The following is a 24,166-nucleotide window of genomic DNA, read 5'->3' as shown; positions in this document are numbered from 1 at the left end:
GCCAGTGGTCCGGCGCGCTCCCCCTCCCGCAGCCGGACCACTCTGCTTTCTCAGTCGGCGATGTAGCTCACGGAGTTCACGTAGTAGCCAGCCGCCTTGGTGCCGCGGACGTGCAGGAACATGGCGCCGCCCTCGTAGGAGTAGGCGCAGCTGTAGCCCTTCGGCTCCTTGGAGCAGCCCTGCCAGTGGTAGGGGACGCCGGTCGGGTCGTACTTGACGGCGAAGCGGGTCTTGATGGCCCCTGCGGTGGCGATCTCGCGGGCGCGGTTCTTGGCGCCGAGCTGCCAGTAGCGGTAGAAGGTCTTCGCGACCGTGGTGGGCGAGGTGACGTGCTGCGACGTGTAGACCGTGGTGACCCTGGAGTGCTTGACGACCATGAGGATGCCGTTGAGGTCGCCCGGCACCTTCACGCTCGTGTGCACGAACCGGCACATTCCAGTTCCGGTGCAGCCGGCGAACTTGTCGGGGTCGCGGTACTTGTAGGCGAGCAGCTTGTCGACGACGTCGGGGGCGGCCCACTTCAGCATCGCCTTCCGGTCCTTCTTGACGAAGCCCTTGAAGACGTTCTTGGCGACGGTGGCGGGGGCGGTCGCCGCCTGGGCGGCCGGGGTGGCGACGGTGAGCAGGGCGGTCGCGGTCAGCGCGGCGCCGGCGAGGAGTGATCTTGAGGACATGCCGTCACGATAGAACCGGGCGCTTTACGCCCGATAGCGGATGGCTTGCCGGGGTAGTCCTAGGCGATGGCGATCTATGGCTTTCACGCCTCCCACGAACAGGTTGCTCCCGCCGATCTTCTGGACGCCGTCCGCCTGGCCGACGAGGCCGGCTTCGCGATGGCGATGTGCTCCGACCACATCGCGCCCTGGAGCGCCCGCCAGGGCGAGTCGGGGTTCGCGTGGTCGTGGCTCGGGGCCGCGCTGCAGGCCACGACCCTGCGGTTCGGGGTGGTGAACGCGCCCGGCCAGCGCTACCACCCGGCGATCATCGCGCAGGCCATCGGGACGCTCGCGGCGATGTTCCCGGGCCGTTTCTGGGCCGCGCTCGGCTCCGGTGAGGCGTCCAACGAGCACGTCACCGGCGACCGGTGGCCGCGCAAGGAGATCCGGCAGCAGCGGCTGCGCGAGTGCGTCGACGTGATCCGGGCGCTGCTGAACGGCGAGGAGGTCAGCCACGACGGGCTCGTCACGGTCGACCGGGCGAAGCTGTGGTCGCTCCCGGCCGAGCCGCCGAAGCTGATCGGCGCGGCGGTGAGCGTGGAGACCGCCCGCTGGGTCGCCGAGTGGGCCGACGGGCTGATCACGGTGAACAGCCCGCATTCGCACGACGTGCTGAACGCCTACCGCGAGGCGGGCGGGCGGGGGCCGGCGGCCGTACAGGTGCATGTGAGCTGGGCGCCGAGTGAGGACGAGGCGCTGGCGATCGCGCACGACCAGTGGCGGTCGAACGTGGTCGGGCCGCCCGGGAGCTGGGACTTCGACACCCCGGAGATGTTCGACAGCGTGGGCCGCTTCGTCACCCCCGAGGAGGTGGCCAAATCGGTGCTCGTCTCCGCCGACACCTCGCAGCACGTCGAGTGGCTCCGGGGCTACGCCGAGGCCGGTTTCGACGAGGTCTACCTGCACCACGTGGGCCAGGAGCAGACCCGGTTCATCGAGACATTCGGCGCGAAAGTCCTGCCTGAGCTCACTACAGGGTGATCGCTCAGGAGTGGGCCGGCGATCGGTCAAGAACTCCTCTGACCTGCGCGCGGAGCACCGGGAGCGGACTCGTCAGCGATCTACGCTCGCGCTGACTTGTTCGCAACCCGGTGTTTCCGGGCGATGTGAGGATGACCGATGCGGTTTCTCAAATATGTGATCGGCATGGCCATGGCGCTGCTGATCGGTTCTGTCGCCCCCGCTCAGGCGGCCGACACCACGGTGACCTTCACCATCACCGGTGGCGCGCTCACCATCACCGCCCCGGCCAGCGTCAACCTGGGCAACACCGCCGCCGGAGCGACCCTCCAGGGCACGATCGGCCCGGTCACGGTCACCGACCTGCGCGGCACCCTGCTCGGCACATGGACGGCCCGCGTCTCCTCGACCGACTTCACCACCGGCGGCGGCACCGCGAACGAGACCATCCCCAAGGCCGACGTCGCCTACGCCTCGGGCCCGGCCACCTCCTCCAGCGGCGTCGGCACCTTCGTGCCCGGCCAGCTCACCGTGCTGCTCGCCCAGCCGCTCACCACCCAGATCACCGCGTTCACCGCCACCGCGCTGGTCGGCAACAACACCGTCACGTGGAACCCCACCCTGCGCGTCACGGTCCCGAACTCGGCCGTCGCCGGCACTTACACGGGGACGGTGACCCATTCGGTGGCGTGATCGCGCCGCTCTCCGCCGGATCCTGATCGCGCCCCTCCTGGTTCTGCTCCCCGCCCTGCCCTTGACCGGTCAGGCGGCCGCGGAGCCGGAGGGGCAGATCGGGATCCGGCTGCTTGAGGCGCCAGAGGACAGGTCCGACGACCCGCGGGCGCGGGTCTACATCGTCGACCACGTGAAGCCGGGGACAGTGATCCACCGGCGTTTCGCCGTGAACAACACCTCGCCGACGTCACAGACGCTGTGGCTGTACCCGGGCGGGGCGCAGATCGAGAAGAAGAAGTTCACGTTCCTGCCCGAACAGACCGGCAACGAGCTGTCGTCGTGGATCTCGTTCGGCCGGCCGGCGGTCACCCTTCCGCCCGGCGGCGAGAAGGTCGTCCAGGCCACCATCCGGGTGCCGCGGACCGCCTGGAAGGGCGAGCGGTACGCCGTCATGTGGGCCGAGGCGCGCGCCCCGGCGACCAGGGAGCGGAACGTCCAGATCAACAACCGGGTCGGCATCCGCGTCTACCTCGACGTCGGGACCGGCGGCGAACCGCCGACCGACTTCCGCGTCGACAGGATCTGGGCCAGCCGTGACCAGGCCGGGAAACCCCGCCTGGAGGCGCAGGTCACCAACACCGGCCTGCGGGCCGTCGACATGACCGGTGAACTGCGGCTCTCCGACGGACCCGGCGGCACCTCTGCCGGACCGTTCAAGGTCACGACCGGCGTGACGCTGGCGCCCAGGGACGTGGGCACGGTCGAGGCGGTCCTCGACCCCGCGCTGCCCGTGGGGCCGTGGAGAGCGGACCTGGAACTGACGAGCGGACGGGTCACCCGATCCGCGGGCGGCACCGTCACCTTCCCCGTGAAGGCCAGCACGATGTCCGCCGTGGACCTGAGCGGGCCCGCCCTTCCCCCGCTGCCCGTCGTGCTCGCCGGAGCGGCCATGGCCGTGGCGGGCGGTGGCTACCTCATCTGGCGACGAGCCCGGAGGACTCCGTGAAACTGCGCGTGACGGCGGCACTGGTCGCCGCCGTCGTGACGGCCGCCCCCGCGTGGGCGGCCGGCGATCCGGTCGGACCCGTGACCCCTGACGACCGGGCCTCCCTGGTCGTGGAAGAGGGCGGGACCTCGGGCGGTGTCCTGGATGGCACACAGGAGGAACCCGCCCAAGGCAGCCCGGTGGGCGCGAAGCCAGAAGCGCCCGGAAAACCAGCGAAGCGATCACCGAAACGGCTGGCCAACGCCGGTCTGGCCATCACCGCCCCCACGTCCAGAGCGCTCGGCAGCACCACGATCGGGGGCCAGCTGTCCGCGCAGCTCGGTGCGGTCACCGTGACGGACGACCGCGGCCTGCTGGTCCAGCTGAGTTACACGGCCACGGTGAGCTCGACCAACTTCACCACCACGGTCGGCGGCAACACCTCGACGATCGCGAAGTCGCACGTCTCCTACTGGTCGGGCCCGGCCACCTCCTCCTCGGGAGTCGGCGTCTTCACCCCGGGGCAGTTGACGGCGGCGACCGCGGCCGCCCTGACCGGGACGACGACGGCGTTCGCCGTGACATTGGCGGCGGGAAATACCTCGGTCGCCTGGAATCCGACAGTAATTGTCAGAATTCCGTCATCGGCGGTGGCGGGTTCTTATTCGGGCACCATCACGCATTCGGTCGCCTGAAAAGAGGGGAAGCATCCCGTTAGGGAATGTCGGTATTTACAGGCTCATCTGCCGTTCGATGTTGCGCAGATTGTGCCGGGCGAGCGCGAGATTGGCGCGGTCGCGGTCGAGGACCAGGTAGAGGAACAGCTGGCCGCCAGGGGCTTTGAGCAGCCGGATGATGTGGTACTGCTTCGTCAGCGTGATCAGCATGTCCTCGATCTCGTCGTCGAGGGCGAGCGAGGACATGGTGCGCAGCTTCGCCCGCACGACCTCGGTGTTTCCGGCGGCGGCGATCTCAAGATCGAACTCCCGGCCACCACCGATCGTGCCGAGGCTCATGCCGCTGCCGTAGTCGACGAGCGCGGCGCCCGTCGCTCCGTCGATGGCCATCGCCTCTTTGAGTGCGGTTTCGATGTTCATGGTGCTCAATCCAATGCTGTTGTGCTTCGAGGGACATAAGGTAACTCTTGCGGCCTCAGATAGTGAAGGGCACAAAAGTGTCATCGCACCACCTCGTTCACCCCCCGGGCGTCGAGTCCCTGCTCCGTTTGGGCGAGCCCATCAGCGGTTTCCACCTGCTGCGCGTCATGGGAAGTCCCGGCGGAATCATTCATGTCCGCGAGGGTCTGGTGATCTCCGCGACCACTCCCGCCTCGCCCGGAGCGGAATCCCTGCTGATCCGGTCGGGCCGGGTCAGCGAGGCGGCCTGGAACGAGGCGTACACCGCGGGGGCGCCCCTGGGCCGGCTGGCGGCCGAGCTGGTCGAGCGGGGCAGCGTGGGCGAGGCCGGGTTACAGGTGGTCTGCCTGTCGGCGGTGTTCGACGCGGCCTTCGCGATGGCCCTGTTCGGGATCGAGGACAGCCTGCCCGAGGCGCTCGGGCCCAACGACGTGCCGCCGCCCTTACCGGTCGTGCCCGGCGTCCCGCGCGAGTGGGTGGCCAGGGAGACCGCCCGGCGGCTGGCGATCGCCGGCCAGTGGCGTGAGCTGGGCGTCACGCCGTTCATCCGGCCCACGGCGGTGCAGCCGATCGCGCCGATGAAGATCCACGCGGATCAGCTCCGCCACGACATCCTCCTCAAGGCCAACGGCCGGCGGACCCCCCGGGACATCGCCTTCGCTCTCGGCCAGGGCCTGTTCGTCGTACTGAAAGAGATCTCCTCCCTGGTCGGGCAGGGGTTGCTGACCGTCGGGCCCCCTCCTCCACCGCCGGTCACCGACGAGAACGTGGTGGTCGTCGAAGACGAGCAGGGGCCGCCGAACCTGCCCCGCCGCCGCCCCGGCACCAGCAAGATCGCCAAACTGCTGGGCGCCGACCTCCGTAATGGCAAGTAACGAAAGTCAAGAACCATGTCTCTGAGCGCTCTGAAGTCGGAACTGCAATCCCTGCGCGAGCGCGTGACGGGGGTGATGGAGTCGGCCGTGGCCACGGTCGACGGCCTGGTCGTCGGCGCCGACACCGACACCGTCTCCCCCGAGACGGTGGCGGCCCTGTCGGCCGCCACGCTCGGGCTGGGCAAACGCTTCGGCTACGAAGTCGGCCTCCACGAGCTGCGGGAAGTGGTCATCCGCTGCCGCGGCGGCTACATCGTCGTGTACGCCCTGGGCAACATCGCCCTGCTCGCGATCCTGGCCGACGAGGGCCTCGACGTGACCAGGCTCCACGTCGAATCACGGCCGACCGTGGAGCGGCTGACCAACCTGCTCGCCGACGAGCGGGCCCGAGCGTCGAAGTAGGGCATCCCGGAGGGCCGCGATCACGCCGTTCTGCGGCGTGAGACGGCCACACCGGCCAGGCAGAGCGCGCCGCCGGCCAGGGCGAGCCAGGTCGGGGTCTCCCCCAGCAGGGCCCAGGCCATCAGGATCACGATGGCCGGAACCACATAGGTGGTGGCGCCCATCTTCCCTGCGGTCGTCCGGGCGAGGGCGTACGCCCAGGTCGTGAAAGCCAACGCCGTTGGGAAAACGCCGAGATAAATCACGTTCAGCGTGGCCGAGAGCGGCGCCTCGGCGGCCTGGGTGACGAGCTGCCCGGCGAACGGCAGGCAGGTGACCGCGCCAATGAGGCAGCCGAAGGTGGTCACCTGGAGCGCGGAGGCGTGCTTCAGCGCCGGCTTCTGCACGATCGTCGCGACCGCCCAGGCCACCGCCGCCACCACGCAGAGCGCCACGCCGAGGATCGAGGCCCCGCCCCCCTCGGACATGGAGAACCCGACGACCACGGCCCCGGCGAACGACACCGCCATGCCGATGAGCAACCGGCGTGGGAACCCCTCCTTGAGGAACAGGCCCGACAGCACCGCGATCATGATCGGCCCGATGTTGACGACCATGGCGGCCGTGCCTGCGTCGACCTCCTGCTCGCCCCAGTTGAGGGCGATCATGTAGATCCCGAACCAGAGGACGCCGGAGATCACGATCCCCGGCCAGGCCGCGCGCGGCGGCAGCCCCTCACGCCGGATCAGCAGGACGACCGCGAGGGTCAGCGTGCCGGCCAGCATCCGCCCGAGGGCGAGGGCTCCAGGGGAGTAGGAGAGCACGGCGTGCCTGATGGCGACGAACGCGGACGCCCACAGGACGACGGTCACTCCGGCGGCGATGAGGGCCTTGCGATCGGTTTGTAGCACGGTGGGCACTTTAGGGGAACACCTGCTCGACCCGCACCACGGTTTCACGGCCTATTGACAAGGAAGTTTTTTACGTACAAAATTGATTTTGCGATGAGAGACGTCCTGTACCTGGAAGAGATCGAGCAGGCCGAAGCCCTGCTCAAGCCGCAGCGCATCGACGTGCTGCGGCAGCTCGCCGAGCCGCGCACCTGCGGCGAGGTGGGCGCGATCTTGGGCCAGACCCCGCAGCGGGTCTACTACCACGTGAAGCGCCTGGTGGAGGCCGGGCTGGTCGAGCAGGTGTCCGAACGGAAGGTGCGCGGCATCTCCGAGGGCATCTACCAGGCCACCGCCCGGTCCTACTGGCTCTCACCCCGGCTCGTCGGCCACATCGGCCTGGGCCGGGCCCGCGACGAACTCAGCCTTGGCCACCTCCTCGACCTGGTCGAAGAGGTCCAGGCCGACATCGCCGCACTCGACCGTTCGGTTCCCGAGCTGCCGTCGATCGGCGTCTCGGGCGACATCCGCGTCCCACCTGAGCTACGGCCCCAGTTCCTGGCCGAGCTCCAAACCACCCTGCAGGCCCTTTTCACCAAGTACGGCGGTGCGGAGGGCGACCCTTTCAAGCTCGTCGTGGCCTGTTACCCCAGCCAGCAAGGAGAAGAGTCATGACCACCCCGTCCCCGACCTCGGCCGTCCGCATCCAGGCCCCGCTCAAGACCGTGTTCCACGCGCTGACCGACCCCGCCGAGATGCGCGTCTGGTTCGCCGAGCACGCCGAGGTCGACCTGCCCGCCCGCTACGACTTCTGGGGCCGCCACACCCTGGAGGGCGACGCCCCCCACCAGCGCGTCCTTGAGGTGAGCGACGACCTGATCGTCTTCGCCTGGACGCTCGACGGCACCGAGACCACCACCGAGATCCGGCTCACCGAGACCGACGGCGAGACCGGCCCCGAGACGCTGGTCGCGGTGACCCAGTCCCACTTCGACCGGGCGCTCATCTTCTCGGGCAGCGCCAGCCCGCTCGCCGCGCTGGAGACCTTCTGGGCGCTGGCGCTCGGCAACCTGGCCGACCACGTCGAGGGCCGGAAGGTGGGCCCGAGGGTCGACTACACCGCCAAGGTGAGCGAGTTCTCCGCCACGCTCGACATCGACGCCCCCGCCGACCGCGTCCGCACCGCGCTGACCGACTCCGACCAGGCGACCAGCTGGTTCGGCTACCCGATCGGGATCGAGCCCGAGGTCGGCGGCCGGTTCGCGATGGGCGGCCTGGAGGCGGCCGGCGACCACGCCGCCCGGTTCGTCGCCCTCGACGACACCTCGGCGTCGATCGACTGGGGCGGCATGGTGACGAGCTGGGAGCTGGCGGGCTCCGGCGGCCGGACAACGCTCACCTTCGTGACGAGCGGCTTCGACGCCGCCCAGCCGCCCTACGCCGCCTGGGGCGGCTGGCTCAGCGGGCTGGTCGAGCTGCGCCGTTACCTGGAGCAGCCGAACTGGCGGTCGGTGTTCGTCCAGGGCTGAGCAGCCGGGGCAGCCCCGGCGGCTTGAAGAACCCTTCGGCGATGGCCGAGGCGATGCCCACCCTGACGAGGTCGCGGGTGTCCCCGTACGCGAGGAAACGGGGCACCCACTCGGGCCGATACTTCACGTTGGCCCGATAGAGCGCCTCCAGCTGCCACCAGCGCGACAGGAACAGCAGGGTGCGCCGCCAGGCCCGGATCACTGGGCCGGCGCCCATCCGCGCGCCCTCCTCGAAGGCCGACCGGAAGACCGCGAAGTTGAGCGAGATCCGTTCGACCCCGAGCCAGCCGGCGTTCCTGACCAGCCCGGCGACCATGAACTCGACCAGCCCGTTCTCCGCCGCCCGGTCGCGGCGCATCAGGTCGAGCGACAGACCCCGCTCGCCCCACGGCACGAACGACAGCAGAGCCGCCTCGTCGCCCTCCTTGGTGAGGCTCTCCACCAGCACGCACTCGGCGTCGAGCGGGTCGCCCAGGCGGCCGAGGGCCATGGAGAAACCGCGTTCGGTCTCGGTGTCGCGCCAGGCGTCGGCGCGTTCGCTGATCAGGCGCATCTCCTCGGGGGAGATGTCGCCGTGGCGGCGGACCCGGAGCTGGTATCCGGCCCGCTCCACCCGGTTGGCGGCCTGGCGGACGCCGCGCATCTCCCGCCCCTGGAGGCTGAACCTCTTGACCTCGATGACGGCCTCGTCGCCGAGTTCGAGCACCTTGAGCCCGGCCCGCTGGTAGGCCCTGGCCCCTTCGGCGCCGCAGCCGATGGCGGCCGGGGTCCAGCCGAACTCGCGGGCCTGGTCCGTCCACGCCGTGATGGCGTGGTCCCACGCCTCCGGGTCGCCGAGCGGGTCGCCGCCCGCGAGGGTGACCCCGTTGACCACCCGGAACGACACGGCGGCCTTGCCGCTCGGCGAGAAGATGACGCTGCGGTCGCGGCGGGTGGCGAAGTAGGCCAGCGAGTCGCGTTCGCCCAGCAGGGCGCGCAGCCGCTCCTCCTCGCCGGGCGCGAGGACGGCCCGCCGCCGCTGCGACCGGAACAGCACCGTGAACGCCACCAGCAGCGCGACCGCGCTCATCAGCCCGATCAGGAAGGAGACCCAGGCCGGCGGATGGCCGTAGCCCTCGACCTCGATGACCCCGCCGAGCACCCGGCTGAGCACCCAGATCGCCCGCGCCGACCGGTCCAGATCGCCCGGGAAGAAGATCGTCAGCAGGAAGCCGACGACGTACGACACCCCGAGCAGCCCGATCAGCGTGGCCACCGCCTTGCGGACCGAGGCGGGCTGCACCTTGGCGTAGAACTCGGCCCGTCCCCACCACAGGTAGCCGATGAGGAAGAGGGCGGCCACCCCGGAGACGATCATCTCGTCGAGCATCCGGTCGCGGTCGGGCACCTCGGTCATCGGCGCGATGGCCAGCAGCGGCGTGGAGATGACGCTGAGCAGCACCGAGAACGCGAACATGATGATCAGCAGCCGCCAGGCCACCCGTTTGCGCCGGGCCAGCGCCCCGGCGAGCAGCCCGAGGAACGCGGCGTAGGCCAGGTTGGGCGTGAGCGGCACGACGTAGTCGTCGACCGCGTCGGTCAGCGGCGCCACCATCCGGCGCAGCGGCGGCAGGATCGCGATGGCCGCCGAATAGACCGCCAGCACGGTCAGCACGACGGACGCCACCCGCGGCACGTCACCCCGCGCCATCCGCTCCCCCTTAGTCGGTCACCGAGGGGGACATACCCCATCTCCGCAGGTCAAAAGCGGGTGGAGTGCGCGGCGGCGACATCCGGAGGCAGGTCAGCGCGGCCACCAGACCGCACGCGGTGGCCAGCAGGTGCCCCAGGTCCCAGAGCGTGTCCGCGATCACCAAGGGCGCGCCGATCCCGACGGCGAGCGTGATGATCCCCGCCGCCCGCCACCGCCCCCGCATCAGCACCACCGCGGCGGCCACCCCCGCGACCATGATGTAACTGACCCCGACATCGGTGCTGAACGCCAGCCGGGCCGGGGCCAGCCCGTTGGTGATCGCGTGATACTCCACGAGCGCCGTGAGCAGCGACCCGAACACGTGGCCGCAGACCCCGATGACGATGATGCGCGGCGTCCCGTAACGCTGCTCGGCCCAGGCGACGACGGTCGCGTAAACGACCACGTAGAAAGTCAGAAAGGCCCCCCGATCCGACACCCAGAGCGCACTGTCGGCGAGCACCACGAGCGGATCGGCCGACAACCGCACCAGGCTCGTGCTCTGCACAGTCGTCAGCACGTCGATCAGATCCGGCGGCCCCGTCCGCTGCAACAACGTCGAACTGGCGAACACCACGACGTACGTGAACGTCGCCGGCGCGGCAAGAACCCACTGATGCGCGAACCGCGTGTAAGGCCCCCCGACCTCCACAAGCCGCCGAGCCCGCGACGACCACTGCGAAACCCCCCGGAGGAGATACCACCCAAGCGTGACCAGCAAGAACACCAAACACAAGATCATGCCGCACCCCGGCTTCCCCCCGTAGGGGGAGCATCTCCAGCCCGAAGTCGGATACGCGGCGGGACTTGAGTTCTTTACCGTCTGACGTGGTCGTAAGGCCGGCCACTCGTGGCTTGGCCGCGTCCGGGCCTGGACTGAGGAGCGCAGGAGAGCGAAGCGAACCGGAGCGACGAGGGAAGGCCCGGACATGAAGGCGGCCAAGCCCCGCCGCGCCGGAGGCGCGGCCATCAAACACAGCATTAGACAGGAATGATCATGTTTGTACTCACTGCTTTCGTCGCCGGGCTGGCGTTGCTGCTCATGGGGAACATCGCCGGGCTGTTCTACGCCTACTCCGTCTCCGTCGTCCCCGGGCTCGACGCCACGCGGGCCGATCACGCCGTCGCGGCGATGCAGCAGATCAACGTCAAGATCCTCAACCCGCTCTTCTTCGCCTCGTTCATGGGCGCGCCGCTGGTCGCGGCGGTCGCCGGGGTGCTGCTGCTGGGCTCGGGGCAGCGGACGGCGGCGGTGCTGTTCTTCGGGGCGGTGGCGGTGTACGTGCTGGGCGCGTTCGTGCCGACGATGATCGTCAACGTGCCGCTCAACAACGCGCTGCTGGCCGCCGGGGACGTCACCGACCCGGCGCGGGCCGCCCAGGTCTGGGCCGAGTTCGCGCCCAAATGGGCTCCCTGGAACCATCTGCGCACGCTGGCGAGCTGCGCCGGGCTGCTGCTGACGGGCGCCGGCCTGTTCGTCTGGGCGGGCAACCGCTGACCGTCCCTATGCTGGGGAGGTGCGCGAGACCTTTGAACTGGAAGACGACTTCATCCCGCTCTGCGACCTGCTGAAATACCTGTCCGTCGCGGAGAGCGGCGGCGAGGCCAAACACCTGATCGCCGAGGGTTACGTGCTGGTCGACGGCGAGGTCGAGCTGCGCAAGCGCTTCAAGGTCCGGCCCGGCCACCTGGTGAGCGGCGACGGTTTCGAGATCCAGGTCGTCGCCGCTCGGTGAGCTACTGCCGGGGCTCGGCGACGAACACGACGCCCGTGCCCGCCACCTCGAAGTCGCCGGCCGAGGCCGCGTGGAAGGCCGAGTCGCCCGGACGCAGCGTGAGCTGCCCGTCGACCACGACCTCGCCCTCGACGCAGACGGCGATCCGGGGCACCCCGCCGGGCAGGGCGCGGCCCTCGCCGGGGACGATCCGGCGGAGCTGGAACTCGGGGCAGTGGGGCAGGTAGAGGCCGTCGACGGGGGTGATCTCGGCGGGCTGCTCGTGGGGGTCGGTGATGCGGAGCAGCTCTTCGATGTCGATCGGCTTGGGGGTCAGCCCGGCCCGCAGCACGTTGTCGGAGCTGCCCATGATCTCCACGCCGAAGCCGCTCAGGTAGGCGTGCAGCACCCCGGCGCCCAGGTAGATCGCCTGGCCGGGAGCCAGCTCGTGGTGGCGCATCAGCAGCGGCGCGAGCACGGCGGGGTCGCTCGGGTAGGTGGCCGCGAGCGTCGCCACCAGCGGATCGCCGGAGGCCCGCACCACGTCGGAGACCAGCTGGGGCCGCTCCTCGGCGGGCAGTTCGAGCAGCACCCGCAGCGCGCCCAGCACGTCGTCGGCGGCCAGCCGGTCGACGACCGGCTGGAGGGCGGGCAGTCCGAGGGCCGCCACCAGCCCGGCCGCCTCGGGCCCCGGCCGGAACCCGGCCAGCGCCGAGAACGGGGTCAGCGCGACGATCATCTCGGGCTTCGGCCACGGGTCGGAGTAGTTCTTGTCGCCCCGCAGGAACCCTTCGGCCGCCTGGTCGAGCGTCGGGTGGACCTGCATCGACAGGGCCTGGTCGACCGCGATGAGCTTCATCAGGTAGGGCAGCCGCTCGCCGAACCGCTCGACGACCTCCGCCCCCAGCTCACCCACCGGGTCGGCGGCGATGATCTCGTTGAGCGCGTTGTCCACGCCGTCCCGGGAAAGCCGCGAGGGGCCCGACGGATGCGCCCCGAGCCACATCTCCGCCTCGGGTCCGGTCGCGGTACGGCCGGTCAGCGCGGCGATGGCCGTGCGGGAACCCCAGCTGTAGTCCTTGATCGGGTTGGTGAGCAGGTCCACGTATACGTCCTCGTAAGTCGGTGACCGGTTGTGCGTCCCAACAGGATGTCACTCGCACCCGAATGCGAGGGCCGCGGCCCCGAACAGCACGGCGTCGCGCCGCAGGGTGGTCGGCGCCACCCGGAGGCGGCGCAGGAACCCGAGCCCGGCCTGGTCGGCCACCGCCTGGCGCAGCGGGTTGAGCAGCGTCGACCCCGCTGCGGCCACCCCGCCGCCGATCACCACGTTGTCGACGTCGAACAGGGCCGCCGCCGTCAGAATCGCGGTGGCCAAAGCGAGCGCGGCCCGGTCGAACGCCTCCACGGCCACCGGGACGCCCCGCTTGGCGTCGGCGGCCAGCGCCCGCGCGTCGACCGGCCGCCCGGCCCAGAAGGTCGGCTCCACCACCTGCTGCCAGCCGTTGGCCAGCGCCCACCGCACCATCGACGGCCCGGACGCGATCGTCTCCACACAGCCGACGGCCCCGCACCGGCACGACTCCCAGCCCTCACCGGCCCGGATGTGCCCGATGTGCCCGGCGTTGCCGCTCGGCCCGAGGTGCGGCCGGCCTTCGATCACCAGCCCGCCCCCGATGCCGCTCGACACGACGACCCCGAGCAGCGCCCCCTCCGAGAACGGCCCCCGCCACCACTCGCCGAGCGCCATCATCTGCCCCTCGCCCGCGAGATGCACCGGCACCCCAGGGAGCAGCCCCGCCACGGTCTTGACCAGCGGGAAGTCCCGCCAGGCCTGGATGCCGGCCGGGCTCACCGTGCCGGACACCGCGTCGAGCGGCCCGGTCACCCCGATCCCGACCCCGGTCAGCCCCTCTTCGGAGATCAGCCCCGGCACGACGATCCGCGCCACCAGGTCCTTCAGCGTCGCCGTGGGGTCGGGGCCGACCGGCATCTCCAGCCTGGCGGTGATCACCCCGGCGGGCTCGATCGTCGCGGCGGCGAACCTCGTACCTCCGATGTCGATCGCCAGGACGGTCACGGTTTCCCCTGTCTATTCGTTGACGCAGCGGAGCACCGGATAGGCCGTCAGGGCCTCCGGGACGAGATCCTCTCCCGTCACGACGAAGGTCGCGCTCTCGCCGGGGAGCAGGGTGACGAGCATGTCGTCGACGGTCGCGAGCGGGTCGAGGCGGTCGGGGAACAGCGCCAGGTCGCGGACCAGGGTGCGGGCCGTGATCTCCACTCGGACACCGTCGTCGAGCCGTTCCGTCGTCACGTCGTAGGCCGCCTGGGGCAGGTCGGCGGTGAGGAACCGCAGGGTCCGCAGGTCGCCGACCGAGGCGCTGAGGAGCTCCTTCGCGACGTCGCCGGGCACCATCGAGGCGGGCAGCGGGACGGCCATCGCCGATCGGGGCGCGAGCCGGACGGGGAAGCGCTCGCGCGCCAGCGTCTCGCCGGCGACCGTCAGCCGGACCACCGACAGCTCGGCGTGCCACTCCTCGGACGTGTCGTTGACGACCGCGACGGTCGAGGGGTCCTGGAAGGTGACCAGCCGGTCGGCGAAGCTGCGGCGCAGGGCGTACCAGAGCGGCTTCTTGCGGCCGTCGCCGTCGACGGCGGCCCACGAGGTCACCGGCCAGCAGTCGTTGAGCTGCCAGACGATCGTGCCCATGCAGTAGGGCATCAGCGAGCGGAAGCGCTCGACGCCGAAGGCCATCGCCTGGGCCTGGTTGAGCTGGGTGTAGTAGTGCCAGTCGTCGAAGTTCCCGGGCTGGGGCAGGTGGTCGCCGAGGCCGCGCAGGAGTTTGCCGTTGCCGTCGTGGGCCTTCTGGTGGTGCAGCACGCCCTTCGACGTCGGCGTCAGCGGCTCGTCGGAGACCGCGCGCCGCAGGGTCGCCCACGTGGGCGGGCCCTGGAAGCCGAACTCGGCGACGAAGCGCGGGGTGTAGGTGCCGTAGAAGGTGTAGTCCTCGCGGTTCCAGACGGTCCAGATGTGGGTGGTGCCGCGGGACGGGTCGTTCGGCGGGGCGTCGGGGCTGCCCGAATAGGGCGAGCCCGGCCAGTAGGGGCGGGTCGGGTCGAGGTCGGCGACGATCTGGGGGAGCAGGTCGAAATAGAAGCCGGCGCCCCAGCTACGGCCGTCGAGGGTGTCCTGCCAGCCCCAGTCGGCGTGGCCCTCGATGTTCTCGTTGTTGCCGCACCACAGCACCAGCGAAGGGTGGCTCGACAGGCGGGTGACCTGCTGGCGGGCCTCCGCCTCGACCTCGGCCCGGAACGGCCCCTCCTCGGGGTAGGCGGCGCAGGCGAACGGGAAGTCCTGCCAGACCATGACGCCGAGGGCGTCGGCCTGGGCGTAGAAGTCCTCGCTCTCGTAGAGGCCGCCGCCCCAGACGCGCAGCGTGTTGGCGCCGGTGTCCACGGCCTGCTGGAAACGCTCGGCGACGCGCTCCCTGGTCACCCGGTTGGGGAAGCAGTCGTCGGGGATCCAGTTGAAGCCCTTCATGAACACCGGCTGCCCGTTGACCTTCAGCCGGAAGGCCTCGCGGTCGAGCTCCAGGGAGCGGAAGCCGATCTCGCGCGACCACACGCTGTCGTCGACGGCCACGGTCAGCGTGTAGAGGGCCTGCTCGCCGTAGCCGCGAGGCCACCACAGGTCGGGTTCGGGCACGGTCAGGGTGATCACGGCGGTGCGCTCGCCTGGCGCCAGGCGTACCCGGTCCTCGACCCCGGCGACGGACGCGGTCACGGTGAGCGGCGCCTGGGCGGCGCGGTCGACGGTGACGTGGACGCGGACCTTCCCGTCGTGACCTTCCAGAGTCACGAGCGGGCGGACCTGGGCGAGCCGGGCGCCCGACCAGGTCTCGATGTAGATGGGCCGCCAGATGCCCGAGGTGACCACGGTCGGGCCCCAGTCCCAGCCGAAGTTGCAGGCCATCTTCCTGATGAACTGGTAGGGCTCGCCGTAGGCCCCCGGCCGGTCGCCGAGCGCGGCCCGCTGCTTCTCGGCGTAGCCGTAGGGCGCCTCGAACAGCACCTTCAGCGTGTTCCTGCCCTCGCGGAGCAGGTGGCGGGCCGGGAAGCGGTAGGCCCGGTGCTGGTTGGCGGTCTGGCCGACCTGCACGCCGTTGAGGATCACCGTCGCCGCCGTGTCGAGGCCCTCGCAGACGAGGTCGGCCCGCTGGTCGCCGGGGTCGGTCCAGTCGAAGCTCGTCTCGTACGACCAGTCGGTGCGCCCGATCCATTTCAGCTTGTTCTCGTTGTCGTCGAGATAGGGGTCGGGGATCACACCCGCGTCGAGCAGGTCGGTGTGCACGCATCCGGGCACCGTCGCCGCCAGCCCCGCGACCACCGGGCGTGGCTGCCCGGTCGACGAGACGGCCGTGACGGTCCAGTTCTCGTGCAGCGTCCTGATCACGCGTCCTCCCACTTCGTGTGCAGTTGCGGCACCGACGCCAGCAGCTTGCGCGTGTACGCGTGTTCGGGCTGCTCGAACACGGCGTCGGTGGGTCCGTACTCCACGATCCTTCCCTTGTGGAGGACGACCGTCCGATCACTGATGTAGTTCCCCAGCGCGAGGTCGTGGGTGATGAACAGCACCCCGAGGCCGCGCAGCTTCAGATCGGCGAGCAGGTTGAGCACGTCGATGCGGGTGGACGCGTCCAGCATCGAGATGATCTCGTCGGCGACCAGGTATTCGATGTCGAGCAGCAGCGCCCGCGCGATCAGCAGCCGCTGGAGCTGGCCGCCGGAGAGCTGGTGGGGGAACTTGTTCAGCACCGCCCCCGGGCTCAGCCTGACCGCGTCGAGCGCGGCCTCAATCTTGGCCGTCCACTCCTTGTCCGGGACGCCCTTGAAATAGACCTCGCGGATCATCCCGAAGACCCGGTCGGCCTTGAAGACCGGGTTGTAGGAGCTGAACGGATCTTGGAAGACGCCCTGGACCTTGCGGTAGTAGTCGCGTTTGCCCATCTTCTTGATGTCGTGGCCGTCAATGGAGATGGTTCCGGCGGTCGGCGAAAGAAGACGGAGCACCATCTTGCCGATCGTGCTCTTGCCGCTGCCGCTTTCACCGATCAGCGAAACGACCTCGCCGGGCTTGATCTCGAAACCGGCCTCGTCGACCGCCGTCATGGTCTGCCCGCCGAACGCACCGATCCGGTAGACCTTGGTGACCCCGTCGAGTTTCAGCATCAGGCGGCCTTCCAGCAGGCGACGACGTGGTCCTTCTCGACCTCGACCGGCGGCGGCTCCTCGGCGCACTTGTCGAAGGCCAGCGGGCAGCGGTCCCGGAACCGGCACCCGGCCACCGGGTTCAGCAGCGACGGCGGGTTCCCCGGGATCCCGGTGAGGCGCTTGTCCGCGTAGCGGACCCCCACCTCGGGGAGCGAGGAGATCAGAAGCTGGGTGTACGGGTGTTTCGGCGCGTTCACGACCGTGGCCGCCGGGGCCTTCTCGGCCAGCTTCCCGGCGTACATGACCATGATCGTGTCGGCGAGCTGGTTGGTCAGCGAGATGTCGTGGGTGATGAAGACCATCGACTTCACGAAGCCCCGGTCGCGGAAGCCCTTCAGCGTCGTGACCACCGCTTTCTGGGTGGAGACGTCGAGGGCCGAGGTGATCTCGTCGGCGATCAGCAGCGACGGGTTGAGCAGGGTCGAGATGACCATGACCATGCGCTGCTTCATGCCGCCCGACAGCTCGATCGGGTATTTGCCGAGCACGTCCTTGGGCAGCTCCACGAGCTCCAGGCGGTGGTGGAGTTCGGTGAGGTCGAGCTTCTCGCGGCGCGATTCGAGCAGTTCCCGGACCATCCGGCCGATCTTGCGGGTCGGGTTCATCGCGCTCATCGAATATTGCGGGATGAGCGAGACCTGCTTGAACCGGTAGGGGTTCATCCTGACGTCGTCGCCGATCGGGAGGGTCTCCCCGTCGAGCGTCACCGAGCCGCCGACGTGCTTCATCCGGCCGTCGAGCCTGATCAGCGCCTTGCCGAGGGTGGTCTTGCCGCAGCCCGACTCCCCCGCCAGGCCCAGGATCTCGCCGTCCTTGAGGCCGAAGGAGACACCGTCGAGGGCTTGGACGTCGCCCTTCAACGTCCGGTAGTAGACCCTGAGGTCGTCGACTTCCAGAGTCACTACAGCTCCCTCAGCTTCGGGTTGAACACCTCGTCGAGGCCGACGTTGGCGACGTACAGGGCACCGACGATCAGGGTGATCCCGGCCCCGGGCGGGATGAACCACCACCACAGGCCGAGGTGCATCGCGCTCCACTGGTGGGCCTGTTGCAGCATCAGGCCGAGGGAGACCGCGTCGGTCGGGCCGAGGCCGATGAAGTCGAGCGAGGAGGCGATCAGGATCGAGCCGCCGAACAGCAGGATGAACGTGAGCAGCAGGTATGAGCTCATGTTCGGGGCGATCTCGCGCATGATGATGCGGCCCGAGCCGACCCCGCTGAGCCGGGCCAGGTCGACGAAGTCGCGCCCGCGCAGGGAGAAGGTCTGCGCGCGGATCGACCGGGCCGCCCACGGCCACTGCGTCAGCCCGATGAACAGGGCCTGCATGCCCGCGCTCCGGACGCCCAGGTAGGCGTTGAGGATGAACAGCACGGCCAGCGTCGGCAGCACCAGGATGATGTTGGTCAGCATGTTGAGGATCTCGTCGACCCAGCCGCCCTTGTAGCCGGCCACGAACCCGACCACCATGCCGATGGCCGCCGCGATGCCCCCGCCGAGCGCGCCGACCAGGAAAGTGGTCCGCAGGCCGTGCACGAACTGGGCCCAGAGGTCCTGGCCGAAGGTGTTGGTGCCGAGCCAGAACTCCCCGCCGGGCGGCTGCATCTGCATGCCGACGTACTCGGTCGGGGCCTTGTCGATGAAGAAGGGCCCGATGACCCCGATTCCCAGCAGGACCAGGATGATCCCGGCTCCGACCAGCAGCTTCGTGTTGCGGACCGCGAAGTAGAGCGCCTCCGTCCTCATGCCGAGGCACCCGCCATTCCCACTCGTGTGCGCGGATCGACGATCACGTAGACCACGTCGATGATGAAGTTGGCGATCAGCACGCCGAGCACGATGAACAGGAACGCGCCCTGCAGCAGGAAGAAGTCCTTGTTCTGGATGGCCGCCAGGATCAGCGACCCCAGCCCCGGGTACGAGAACACGATCTCCGTCACCAGCGCGCCCGCGACCAGCACGCCGAGCTGGAGCGCGAGCCCGGTGATCTGCGGCAGCACCGCGTTGCGGAAGGCGTACCGCCGGATGAGCCGCTGCGGGGCGCCGAGCGCCGACAGGTAGTTGGCGTAGTCGGATTCAAGCTCGTAGATGATCACGTTGCGCATGCCGATCGCCCAGCCGCCCAGCGCGACCAGGAACAGCGACGCGAACGGCAGCAGCCAGTGCCACGCCAGGTCGAGGAAGAAGTCCCAGGTGAACGAGGGCGTGATGGAGAAGCTGTAGCCGCCGGCCACCGGGAAGATCCCCCACACGATGCCGAAAGCCCAGGCCATCAGGGCGGCCAGCCAGAGGTAGGGGGTGGCGGTCAGGACGTACGAGACCGGCAGGACCGTGTTGTCGAGGATCTTGCGGCGGGCGGCGAGCGCGCCGAGCCGGTTCCCGACCACCCAGCTGATCAGGATCGACGGGATGAGCAGCGCGAGCGAGTAGGGCACCGCGCGGGTGAGCAGGTCGGCGACCGGCGTCGGGAACGCCCACAGGCTGATCCCGAAGTCGCCGCGGAACAGCGACCCCCACGAGTTCAGATACTGCTGCCACCAGGGGAGGTCGAAGCCGAACAGGTTGTTGTAGTAGACCCGCAGGGCCTCCTGGGCCTCCGGCTGCGCGACCCTGGCCCGCGCCAGCATGCTCGCGACCGGGTCGCCCGGCATGAGCCGCGGCACCAGCCAGTTGACCGTCACGGCCATGAAGAAGGTGAGCCCGTAGACGAGGAGTTTCCTGCCGAAATAGCGACGCAAAAGGGTTCTCCCTAGGGAGGCCCTCCCTCGTCGTCAGAAGGAGGGCCGTATCGAGAAGGACTAGGGAGCGACCGGCTGCAGCGCGGCGAGGGACTCGAAGCCGCCGAGTTCCAGCCAGTTGCGCCACATCGTGGGCGCCGACTTGGGCGCGCTGCCCTCACTGGAGGGCCAGTTCTTCCACGTCGTGCTGCTGACCTGCGACCAGAGGCCGTTGTACCAGAGCGGGATGACCGGCATCTCGTCCAGCATGATCGCCTCAAGCTGCGAGGAGACCTTCTTCATGCCCTCGATGTCGTCGGTCTTGGTGGAGTCGAGCTCCTGCACCAGCTTCCAGGCCTGCTCGTTCTCGTACCGGGCGAAGTTCACGGTGTTCTGCTGCGCCTGGACGGGGAGCTGGAAGACGTACTCGAAGTAGGTGTACGGCGAGTTCGACAGCTGCCGCTCGTTGTTGATGACCAGGTCGAACTTGCCCGAGTTGCGGGCCTCGACGAGGGCGTTGTAGTCGGGGAACTCGGCCTCGACATTGATGCCGGCGGCCTTGGCCCCGGTGGCGATGACGCGGATGGCCTCCATCCAGTCGGTCCAGCCGGCCGGCACGATGAGCTTCATCGCGATCTTCGAGCCGTCCTTGTTCTCGACCAGGCCGTCGCCGTTGGTGTCCTTGTAACCGGCGTCGGCCAGCATCTGCTTGGCCTTGGCGGTGTCGAACGCGAAGCCCTTCTGGCCCACGACCGCCTGGTCGACGAACTGGTCCCACTGCGGCAGCAGGCCGGTCGGGCTGGCGGGCTTGACGAGGTTGCCGTACACGCCCTCGACGATCTTCTTCACGTCGACCGAGGTGGCCAGCGCCTTGCGGAAGGCGGCGTCGTCGAGCGGCTTCTTCTTCGTGTTGGGCACCAGCCAGGCCGTGTTGGCCGAGAGCATGTAGGGCGGCTCGGGGTAGAACGTGCTGATGCCGAAGGGGCCCTTGACCAGGTTGGCCGCGCCCGGCAGGAAGTTGTTGGACAGGTCGAGGCCCTTCTGGAGCAGCAGGCCCATCGCCACCTCGTTGGAGGAGTTGACGATGTCGACGATGTACTTCGGCTTCGGGTCGAGGTTGAGCTGGGCCTTGCCCCACCAGGTGTCGTTCTTCACCCACGCCACACGGTCCTGGTCGTGGCTGTGGTACTTGTACGCGCCGGTCCCGACGGGGTTCTCGTTGATCCCGTCGAGGACGTCCTTCTCGGCCCGGCCGTCCCAGATGTGCTTGGGCACGATCGAGCGGCTGTAGATGTTGAAGTCCCACTGCTGGTAGTTGGCCTTGGAGAAGGTGAACTTCACGGTCGACGCGTCGGGCGCCTCGACGGACGAGAGCCAGTTCCACAGGTTGTGGTAGGGGACGGTCTCCATCTTGCCGAGCTCGAAGGTGAACTTCACGTCCTCGGCCGTGAACGGCTTGCCGTCCGACCAGGTGATGTTCGGGCGCAGCTTGACCTCGTACGTCGTGTCGTCGGTCCACGCCCCGCTCGCGGCCAGCCACGGGGTGAGCTTCCCGGCGACCGGGTCGAAGTGGAACAGCGTCTCGTAGACCAGGCCCTTCGTGCCGGTCGCGGAGTCCCACTCGCGGATCGGGTTGAAGTTGGCGGGCGGGCCCCACTGGGTGCCGCTGGTGTAGAGCGTCTCGTTGCGCGGGAACGCGCCGCCCTCGGCGGCCGGAGCCGGCGCGGCCGGCGCCGTCGCCCCGGGGGCCGGGGTGGGCGTACCGCCGCTCGTGCACGCGGCCGCGAGCAGGCTGGCGGCCACGACAGGGATCAGAAACCGGGTAGCACGGTTCCGCATCGTCCTTCTCCTTGCTTCCACACGTAAAGGCCAACCCCCGACGGGTCGACCGGTGGGAGCCCCCGGCCGACATGCTGGGAGCGCTCCCAAGGGGCACTCCGATGTGTGATTCATGGCTGAACCGGATAAGTACCGTGACGGTAAAATCTGCATGACATACGTGTCAATAGCCTCATATATGCTGAACCAGTTAAGTAGGGCGACAGGGTGGGTGCGTGAAAAGACCGACGATCGCTGATATCGCACGTCAGGCGGGGGTTTCGAAGGGTGCGGTGTCCTACGCGCTCAACGGGCAACCCGGTGTGTCGGAATCCACCCGGCAGCGCATTCTTGCTATAGCGGATGAAATCGGGTGGCGGCCGAACAGCGCCGCACGCGCCCTGAACGGCGCCCGCGCCAACGCGATCGGCCTGGCGCTGTGCCGCCCGGCCCGCATCCTCGGCATGGAGCCGTTCTTCATGGAGCTGATCAGCGGCCTGGAGGCCGAGCTGTCGTCCCGCGACTTCGCGCTGATGCTCCAGGTCGTCGGCGACCACCCCAGCGAGATCACGGTGCACCAGCGGTGGTGGGGCGAGGGCCGCATCGACGGCGCGTTCCTCGTCGACCTGCACGTCGACGACCCGCGCGTCCCCGTGATGGAGGACCTCGGCATGCCGGTCGTCGTCATCGGCGACCCGTCGGGCTCGGGGACGCTGGTGTCGGTCTGGTCCGACGAGGGCGCGCCCGTGCGCGAGACCGTCGACTACCTCGTGGCCCTCGGCCACCGGCGGATCGCCCGGATTGCGGGCCTGCCGAAACTCGTCCACACCACGCTGCGCGACCAGGCGTTCGCCCGCGCCTGCGCCGGCCTCGACGACTGCCCGGTCGTCCACACCGACTACACCGGTGAGCAGGGCGCGCGGGCGACCCGCCGGCTGCTGTCGTCGCGGGTGAGGCCGACCGCGATCGTCTACGACAACGACATCATGGCCGTCGCCGGGCTGTCGGTCGCCCAGGAGATGGGCCTGACCGTCCCGGCCCACCTGTCGATCGTGGCCTGGGACGACTCGCCCCTCTCTCAGGTCGTACGCCCCCCGCTGACCGCCCTGACCAGGGACATCCCCGCTTACGGCGCTCAGGCGGCACGGCTGCTCCTGGGGCTGATCGACGGCGCTTCGACGGATTCGTTCGAGGATCGGGCGGCAAGTCTGAACCCGCGTGGAAGCACCGGACCGCCGGTTTCGGCCGGGCATTAGGGGATTCGTCGTTACACTTTGCAGCGGTGACCGGGGGGTGGCCCCGGGCCGTGTTCCCCCGGGGGTTGGGCGTTGAGTCAGGTCGACGTGCGTCCGGAGCCGATTGTCCTGCCGCTCCAGGAGAAACCTCCCCGCCGCCTTTGGGTCGCGTGGGTGCAGGTGCTGATCGCGGCCGTGCTCGGCGTCGTGGTCGGCGCGGTGAGCTTCGTGGTCACCGGCTACGTGAAGGTCACCACGAACGTGAAGCACGAGGCGGTCCCGACGACCGACCTCGGGTCGCGGCCCGTCAAGGTCAGCCCGGCGATGAACGTGCTGATCGTGGGCTCCGACGTGCGCAACGGCGCGAACAAGAAATACGGCGTCTTCGCCGGCGAGCGCACCGACACGATCATCCTGGCCCACATCTCCCCGAAGCGGGACGGCGCCACGTTGATCAGCTTCCCGCGCGACTCGCTCGTCCAGCTGCCGCAGTGCCCGGCCCGCAAGGGCTTCCCCGGCCAGAACGCCCACGTCGGCATGATCAACGAGTCGTTCAACTCGGGCGGCATCGGCTGCACGTGGCGGACGATCGAGTCGCTGACCAAGATCCACATCGACCACTACGTGAAGGTCGACTTCACCGGCTTCAAGGGCATGGTCGACGCGCTGGGAGGCGTGCCGGTCTGCGTCCCGGAACCGGGGATCCACGACAAGAAGGCCCTGCTGACCCTCCCGCCCGGCCGCCAGACGCTCAACGGCGAGCAGTCGCTGGGTTACGTGCGCGCCCGCTACAGCCTCGGCGACGGCTCCGACATCGGCCGCATCCAGCGCCAGCAGATGTTCCTGGCCGCGATGTCCAAGAAGGCGATGAGCGGCGAGACCCTCACCAACCCCGGCGCGCTGCTCAACCTGCTCGACGCGGTGACCAAGTCGATCACCACCGACCCCGACCTGACGCCCACTGTCCTGAAGGACCTGGCGCTGAGCGCCGAGGGTCTCAAGGCGGGCTCGATCCGGTTCATCACCACGCCCTGGCACTACTCGTTGACCAGCCCGGGGCGCGTCGAGTGGACGCAGCCGCAGGCCAAGGCCCTGTTCACGATGGCCGCCAAGGACCAGCTGACCACGAAGCTCGTATCGGGCGAGCAGAAGATCCCCCGCAGCCAGATCCACGTGGTCGTGCAGAACGGCTCGGGCCGCTCGGGCCTGGCCACCAATGTGGCGGCCGTCCTTGAGCAGCGGGGTTACCACATCCTCAAGGTCGAGGACGCGCCGAAGCCGTACGCGAAGACGTTCGTGAAGTACACCCCCAACGGCCAGACCCGGGCGGTGCGGGTGTTCCGCGAGCTGGAGAGGTCGACGACGTTCGAGGTGAAGGCCGGCTCCACCCAGCAGGTCGTGCTGGTGCTCGGCGCCGACTACCAAGGTCTCAAGCAGCCCAAGCCCTCGATCGAGGACGTCGAGGGCTTCGACGCGACCCACGACACCTGCACAACCCAATAGGAAACAGCAGGAAACACGGCCCGAACG

At 69.3% G+C, this 24,166-nt stretch carries 25 protein-coding genes; 12 read left to right on the top strand and 13 right to left on the bottom strand.

The annotated features are described in order from the left end of the window. Nucleotides 1-50 precede the first annotated feature (50 nt). Nucleotides 51-674, bottom strand: coding sequence for a hypothetical protein (locus tag AW270_RS04260; RefSeq protein ID WP_061290815.1), 624 nt, complete (start codon nt 672-674; stop codon nt 51-53). A 66-nt stretch (nt 675-740) separates the two neighbouring features. Between AW270_RS04260 and AW270_RS04255 the strand changes: the two genes are divergently transcribed. From AW270_RS04255 to AW270_RS04240, 4 genes are all read left to right on the top strand, one after another. Beyond that, nucleotides 741-1,697, top strand: coding sequence for a TIGR03885 family FMN-dependent LLM class oxidoreductase (locus AW270_RS04255; RefSeq protein WP_061290813.1), 957 nt, complete (start codon nt 741-743; stop codon nt 1,695-1,697). A gap of 138 nt (nt 1,698-1,835) precedes the next feature. Beyond that, entirely contained in the window at nt 1,836-2,369 is a 534-nt protein-coding gene (locus tag AW270_RS04250) for a hypothetical protein (RefSeq protein WP_061290811.1), read from the top strand. Between the two features lie 61 nt (nt 2,370-2,430). Further along, nucleotides 2,431-3,357, top strand: a complete 927-nt coding sequence (locus tag AW270_RS04245) for a hypothetical protein (RefSeq protein WP_082801287.1) — start codon at nt 2,431-2,433, stop codon at nt 3,355-3,357. After that, nucleotides 3,354-4,031: a hypothetical protein gene (locus tag AW270_RS04240; RefSeq protein ID WP_061290807.1), complete on the top strand. Its 678-nt coding sequence runs from the start codon at nt 3,354-3,356 to the stop codon at nt 4,029-4,031. The genes AW270_RS04245 and AW270_RS04240 overlap by 4 nt, the downstream gene beginning before the upstream one ends. 36 nt (nt 4,032-4,067) lie before the next feature. Here AW270_RS04240 and AW270_RS04235 read toward each other — a convergent pair whose 3' ends face one another. Next, a complete protein-coding gene (locus AW270_RS04235) occupies nt 4,068-4,433 on the bottom strand; it encodes a hypothetical protein (protein ID WP_061290805.1) in 366 nt (121 codons plus the stop codon). 77 nt (nt 4,434-4,510) lie between these two features. Between AW270_RS04235 and AW270_RS38465 the strand changes: the two genes are divergently transcribed. Together AW270_RS38465 and AW270_RS04225 are read left to right on the top strand one after the other, a co-directional pair. Next, complete coding sequence (locus AW270_RS38465; RefSeq protein WP_061290803.1) at nt 4,511-5,347, top strand: hypothetical protein; 837 nt, start codon at nt 4,511-4,513, stop codon at nt 5,345-5,347. Nucleotides 5,348-5,362: 15 nt separating this feature from the next. Continuing rightward, nucleotides 5,363-5,749, top strand: coding sequence for a roadblock/LC7 domain-containing protein (locus tag AW270_RS04225; RefSeq protein ID WP_061290801.1), 387 nt, complete (start codon nt 5,363-5,365; stop codon nt 5,747-5,749). 20 nt (nt 5,750-5,769) lie between these two features. Here the strand turns inward: AW270_RS04225 and AW270_RS04220 are convergent, their stop codons facing one another. After that, complete coding sequence (locus tag AW270_RS04220) at nt 5,770-6,639, bottom strand: DMT family transporter (protein WP_061291443.1); 870 nt, start codon at nt 6,637-6,639, stop codon at nt 5,770-5,772. A 93-nt stretch (nt 6,640-6,732) separates the two neighbouring features. On the opposite strand from AW270_RS04220, the gene AW270_RS04215 reads away from it, so the two are divergent. Both AW270_RS04215 and AW270_RS04210 read left to right on the top strand, forming a co-directional pair. Beyond that, the gene (locus tag AW270_RS04215) at nt 6,733-7,293 is read left to right on the top strand and encodes an ArsR/SmtB family transcription factor (protein ID WP_061290799.1); all 561 of its coding nucleotides are present in this window, start codon (nt 6,733-6,735) and stop codon (nt 7,291-7,293) included. Continuing rightward, complete coding sequence (locus AW270_RS04210; protein ID WP_061290797.1) at nt 7,290-8,147, top strand: SRPBCC family protein; 858 nt, start codon at nt 7,290-7,292, stop codon at nt 8,145-8,147. Before AW270_RS04215 ends, AW270_RS04210 begins: the two co-directional genes overlap by 4 nt. Here the strand turns inward: AW270_RS04210 and AW270_RS04205 are convergent. Together AW270_RS04205 and AW270_RS04200 are read right to left on the bottom strand one after the other, a co-directional pair. Beyond that, complete coding sequence (locus AW270_RS04205; RefSeq protein ID WP_061290796.1) at nt 8,077-9,837, bottom strand: phosphatidylglycerol lysyltransferase domain-containing protein; 1,761 nt, start codon at nt 9,835-9,837, stop codon at nt 8,077-8,079. The two genes, AW270_RS04210 and AW270_RS04205, sit on opposite strands and share 71 nt — an antisense overlap. Nucleotides 9,838-9,847: 10 nt before the next feature. Continuing rightward, a complete protein-coding gene (locus AW270_RS04200) occupies nt 9,848-10,606 on the bottom strand; it encodes a rhomboid-like protein (RefSeq protein ID WP_218009079.1) in 759 nt (252 codons plus the stop codon). A gap of 270 nt (nt 10,607-10,876) precedes the next feature. On the opposite strand from AW270_RS04200, the gene AW270_RS04195 reads away from it, so the two are divergent. Together AW270_RS04195 and AW270_RS04190 are read left to right on the top strand one after the other, a co-directional pair. Further along, nucleotides 10,877-11,377, top strand: a complete 501-nt coding sequence (locus AW270_RS04195) for an anthrone oxygenase family protein (RefSeq protein ID WP_063819107.1) — start codon at nt 10,877-10,879, stop codon at nt 11,375-11,377. A 19-nt stretch (nt 11,378-11,396) separates the two neighbouring features. Beyond that, nucleotides 11,397-11,615, top strand: coding sequence for an RNA-binding S4 domain-containing protein (locus tag AW270_RS04190; RefSeq protein ID WP_061290790.1), 219 nt, complete (start codon nt 11,397-11,399; stop codon nt 11,613-11,615). 1 nt (nt 11,616) lies between these two features. On the opposite strand, the gene manA is transcribed toward AW270_RS04190, so the two are convergent. The 8 genes from manA to AW270_RS04150 are packed head-to-tail and all read right to left on the bottom strand — an operon-like array spanning nt 11,617 to nt 21,422. After that, entirely contained in the window at nt 11,617-12,699 is a 1,083-nt protein-coding gene (manA, locus tag AW270_RS04185; protein WP_061290788.1) for a mannose-6-phosphate isomerase, class I, read from the bottom strand. Between the two features lie 48 nt (nt 12,700-12,747). Then, entirely contained in the window at nt 12,748-13,674 is a 927-nt protein-coding gene (locus AW270_RS04180; RefSeq protein ID WP_061290786.1) for an ROK family protein, read from the bottom strand. 12 nt (nt 13,675-13,686) lie between these two features. Further along, nucleotides 13,687-16,050, bottom strand: coding sequence for a glycoside hydrolase family 2 protein (locus tag AW270_RS04175; RefSeq protein ID WP_157521687.1), 2,364 nt, complete (start codon nt 16,048-16,050; stop codon nt 13,687-13,689). Further along, on the bottom strand, nt 16,047-16,826 hold the full coding sequence (locus AW270_RS04170; RefSeq protein ID WP_061290782.1) for an ABC transporter ATP-binding protein: 780 nt from the start codon (nt 16,824-16,826) through the stop codon (nt 16,047-16,049). The genes AW270_RS04175 and AW270_RS04170 overlap by 4 nt, the downstream gene beginning before the upstream one ends. Then, a complete protein-coding gene (locus tag AW270_RS04165; RefSeq protein ID WP_061290780.1) occupies nt 16,826-17,770 on the bottom strand; it encodes an ABC transporter ATP-binding protein in 945 nt (314 codons plus the stop codon). Before AW270_RS04165 ends, AW270_RS04170 begins: the two co-directional genes overlap by 1 nt. After that, on the bottom strand, nt 17,770-18,612 hold the full coding sequence (locus tag AW270_RS04160) for an ABC transporter permease (RefSeq protein ID WP_061290778.1): 843 nt from the start codon (nt 18,610-18,612) through the stop codon (nt 17,770-17,772). Before AW270_RS04160 ends, AW270_RS04165 begins: the two co-directional genes overlap by 1 nt. After that, entirely contained in the window at nt 18,609-19,604 is a 996-nt protein-coding gene (locus AW270_RS04155) for an ABC transporter permease (protein ID WP_061290776.1), read from the bottom strand. Before AW270_RS04155 ends, AW270_RS04160 begins: the two co-directional genes overlap by 4 nt. A gap of 60 nt (nt 19,605-19,664) precedes the next feature. Continuing rightward, nucleotides 19,665-21,422, bottom strand: a complete 1,758-nt coding sequence (locus tag AW270_RS04150; RefSeq protein ID WP_061290774.1) for an ABC transporter substrate-binding protein — start codon at nt 21,420-21,422, stop codon at nt 19,665-19,667. A gap of 215 nt (nt 21,423-21,637) precedes the next feature. Between AW270_RS04150 and AW270_RS04145 the strand changes: the two genes are divergently transcribed. Further along, nucleotides 21,638-22,657, top strand: coding sequence for a LacI family DNA-binding transcriptional regulator (locus tag AW270_RS04145; protein ID WP_061290772.1), 1,020 nt, complete (start codon nt 21,638-21,640; stop codon nt 22,655-22,657). A gap of 153 nt (nt 22,658-22,810) precedes the next feature. After that, the gene (locus AW270_RS04140; protein ID WP_245674559.1) at nt 22,811-24,139 is read left to right on the top strand and encodes an LCP family protein; all 1,329 of its coding nucleotides are present in this window, start codon (nt 22,811-22,813) and stop codon (nt 24,137-24,139) included. Nucleotides 24,140-24,166 lie beyond the last annotated feature (27 nt).

The organism is Herbidospora cretacea, assembly GCF_001570605.1.
Lineage (GTDB): Bacteria > Actinomycetota > Actinomycetes > Streptosporangiales > Streptosporangiaceae > Herbidospora > Herbidospora cretacea.
This window is presented reverse-complemented; position numbering and strand designations above follow the sequence as displayed.

What these genes read in the sequence shown, in the direction of transcription:
- AW270_RS04260 (WP_061290815.1), bottom strand. Translation starts at nt 674, where the DNA reads ATGTCCTCAAGATCACTCCTCGCCGGCGCCGCGCTGACCGCGACCGCC.
- AW270_RS04255 (WP_061290813.1), top strand. Translation starts at nt 741, where the DNA reads ATGGCGATCTATGGCTTTCACGCCTCCCACGAACAGGTTGCTCCCGCC.
- AW270_RS04250 (WP_061290811.1), top strand. Translation starts at nt 1,836, where the DNA reads ATGCGGTTTCTCAAATATGTGATCGGCATGGCCATGGCGCTGCTGATC.
- AW270_RS04235 (WP_061290805.1), bottom strand. Translation starts at nt 4,433, where the DNA reads ATGAACATCGAAACCGCACTCAAAGAGGCGATGGCCATCGACGGAGCG.
- AW270_RS04225 (WP_061290801.1), top strand. Translation starts at nt 5,363, where the DNA reads ATGTCTCTGAGCGCTCTGAAGTCGGAACTGCAATCCCTGCGCGAGCGC.
- AW270_RS04215 (WP_061290799.1), top strand. Translation starts at nt 6,733, where the DNA reads ATGAGAGACGTCCTGTACCTGGAAGAGATCGAGCAGGCCGAAGCCCTG.
- AW270_RS04210 (WP_061290797.1), top strand. Translation starts at nt 7,290, where the DNA reads ATGACCACCCCGTCCCCGACCTCGGCCGTCCGCATCCAGGCCCCGCTC.
- AW270_RS04205 (WP_061290796.1), bottom strand. Translation starts at nt 9,837, where the DNA reads ATGGCGCGGGGTGACGTGCCGCGGGTGGCGTCCGTCGTGCTGACCGTG.
- AW270_RS04195 (WP_063819107.1), top strand. Translation starts at nt 10,877, where the DNA reads ATGTTTGTACTCACTGCTTTCGTCGCCGGGCTGGCGTTGCTGCTCATG.
- AW270_RS04170 (WP_061290782.1), bottom strand. Translation starts at nt 16,826, where the DNA reads ATGCTGAAACTCGACGGGGTCACCAAGGTCTACCGGATCGGTGCGTTC.
- AW270_RS04160 (WP_061290778.1), bottom strand. Translation starts at nt 18,612, where the DNA reads ATGAGGACGGAGGCGCTCTACTTCGCGGTCCGCAACACGAAGCTGCTG.
- AW270_RS04150 (WP_061290774.1), bottom strand. Translation starts at nt 21,422, where the DNA reads ATGCGGAACCGTGCTACCCGGTTTCTGATCCCTGTCGTGGCCGCCAGC.